Origin of the sequence: Xenorhabdus sp. KK7.4 (assembly GCF_963876465.1) — a bacterium.
Taxonomy (GTDB): Bacteria; Pseudomonadota; Gammaproteobacteria; order Enterobacterales; family Enterobacteriaceae; genus Xenorhabdus; species Xenorhabdus stockiae.
Map to the genome: position 1 here is coordinate 1 of NZ_CAWNQF010000142.1, position 2,207 is coordinate 2,207.

Genomic DNA, 2,207 nt, shown 5'->3' on the forward strand with positions numbered 1-2,207 from the left:
AAAAACATCTGGCGTTCAGATGCCCTGCGCTTAGTCAGACCGTTCATCACTTTACCTGCTGCCTTATTCCATCTCTGAAATTCATCGGCTGCACCCTGGTAGTCACCGGCATTGAGTTTCTTCAGCAAGGTAGAACGAGCAAAGTTACCCGCACCACAATTGAAGATGAACGAGCACAGTGCATCAAACTGACCCTGAGTCAGTGATATCTTAACGGCTGATTCAAGGGTGATATAGATAGGCAGAAGATCATCATGCAGGAATGCGTCGGCCTGCTGTTCTGTTATCACTTGCCCTGGCTTGACGTCTTTTGTGTGACCGTAGCCAATCGTCCACGGAATATTACCTGTTGCCGGATCGGGGTAGGCTTTCAGTTTCAGGCCTTCATATTGCTTGATGAAGCTCAATCCGTTTTCGCTGATTTTCATCTGTGCACCCCGAACTTGTTTTTGAAGAAGGTAAAGACCGCATCAAGAATTGACCCAATCTTCTTAGTACCCAAAAAGCCAATCAGGACACCGAAGAACTGCGCCAGACTCAGCGGCAGTTGTGCATACTCCAGCGCGTTAATAATCCCGACACTGATTGCGGCACAGATAAAGGCTTCGACTAATGAGGCTTTCCAGCCTGAGCCATCCCTTTTCTCCCGGGCGAATGCGGTCGATGCCGCCAGAAACATACCACCCAGAAAAGGAGCATTGATAATTAACCAGTCCCAGACATGCGCCCAGAACTCCGTATCTTTTTCAGTCATACGCATATTTCCACCCCATCAGAACAATGGGCGTCCGTGGGGTGAGTCTGTGGTCGCCCCTGTGAGTTGTAGTGAGTAGGAATGCCCTAAGAATTTAGGGCATAGATACGCATGGCGCGTAACTTGTAGCAGGTCTAGCCTGCCTGTTTTCAGATGTTAAATTGTGGTCCTGCCAATATGAGCGTTTGCAGTCGGCTGGAACATGTAAATCCGCAACGCACCCAACACTTTCTCGGTAGTTGGCGACCAAAAACAAAAAAGGCCGCATTAAGCAGCCTTGAATTCAGGGTGTAGAATTATGTGGTTGATTTAATTTGCCCATTTTATACAACAAGTTTTAAGCTGACCGGTTTGCTTCAATATAGCGCTTAGCTTCTGGGCATCAGCGTTGTTTGAATAACCATTTGTATAATATTCTCCATAACCTACATTTCCATATGATGATCTTTTACCAAGGTTATAGGTGATATCATCAACTGTGATAAGGAGCGCTTGCTCAAAAAGCTCATTGTGGGGTTCTATTGTATCAAAATGAAAGATGCCGTCATCAGTCCAATAGAAACCAGTGATTTTGCCAAAATTGTACTTATCATATTTTATATTTATCGTACCGATGGAAGGAAACCTATCCTCTTCACTTCCTATAAATCCCCAAAATCGCATACCGTATTTCTGCTCATAACCCAAGGTCAGATCAAAAACAAGTATATTATCTTCTGAACATTCTGATGATTTCGTCAATTCCCAATCACAAGCCGCCATATCTTCTTTTTTGGGGATCCAGAGTTCCCAATGATAGGGTTTATCGTGTTCCTCTATATAACCTGATTCTTTATTAAGTCGTAAGTATTGCTTAGAGGATTCCCAATTTTTACGGCCCACTAAATTTCCTAAATTCAATTGGATTATTGCCCATGCAAAAGAGCCTATTGGGGCGGTGGCATCATTACTTAGCTCAACTGTAGTCTTATATGTAACTTTGTATTGCTCAGGATCAAACGGACATTGTTTATCATCCAGCTTATTAACATCAGACATAAACACCTCACTTTATTATTCGTTAAAGGTCATTTCATCCTACTGCTAACTAGCCAGTTAATATTACTGAGGTCAGATTCTTATCTCAATTGAATAGCCTGTAACAGAATCAATACGCCTTAAAATAGGGTGGCGTATTATAAAGTTCATCTGTTAATCGAGTACGTGATTCAGTGAGGTGTATATTTGAAGTTTGGTGCTAATGCATGCCATGCCAGCCATTATTCAGATAGTAACTATTGTCTGAGAACGGGGAGCATGGACTTTCAACAATACCGTCATCCAGACGGTAGCCTGAGTGGACGCACCTTAAACAGGTCTTCAAGTCCCTAAAAGGGAGAACAAGGATATTCCTCTGGACATCCCGAACGCGCAGGATTTCGAACTACCTGAAAATCCTCGGTAGTTGAATAAA

Annotated in this window: 3 protein-coding genes; all 3 read right to left on the minus strand. The window is 43.2% G+C overall.

Annotation, left to right across the window (positions count from 1 at the left end):
- The coding region (locus tag AACS90_RS21755; RefSeq protein WP_099123638.1) for a lysozyme at window positions 1-428 on the minus strand (428 nt) is incomplete at its 3' end.
- Window positions 425-760, minus strand: coding sequence for a phage holin, lambda family (locus AACS90_RS21760; RefSeq protein WP_099121745.1), 336 nt, complete (start codon window positions 758-760; stop codon window positions 425-427). The genes AACS90_RS21760 and AACS90_RS21755, both read right to left, overlap by 4 nt.
- A 303-nt stretch (window positions 761-1,063) precedes the next feature.
- The gene (locus AACS90_RS21765; protein WP_099123639.1) at window positions 1,064-1,792 is read right to left on the minus strand and encodes a Thoeris anti-defense Tad2 family protein; all 729 of its coding nucleotides are present in this window, start codon (window positions 1,790-1,792) and stop codon (window positions 1,064-1,066) included.
- Window positions 1,793-2,207: the final 415 nt, after the last annotated feature.

Excerpts from the sequence above, each read along its gene's own strand:
- AACS90_RS21765 (WP_099123639.1), bottom strand. The coding sequence starts at position 1,792 with ATGTCTGATGTTAATAAGCTGGATGATAAACAATGTCCGTTTGATCCT.
- AACS90_RS21760 (WP_099121745.1), bottom strand. The coding sequence starts at position 760 with ATGCGTATGACTGAAAAAGATACGGAGTTCTGGGCGCATGTCTGGGAC.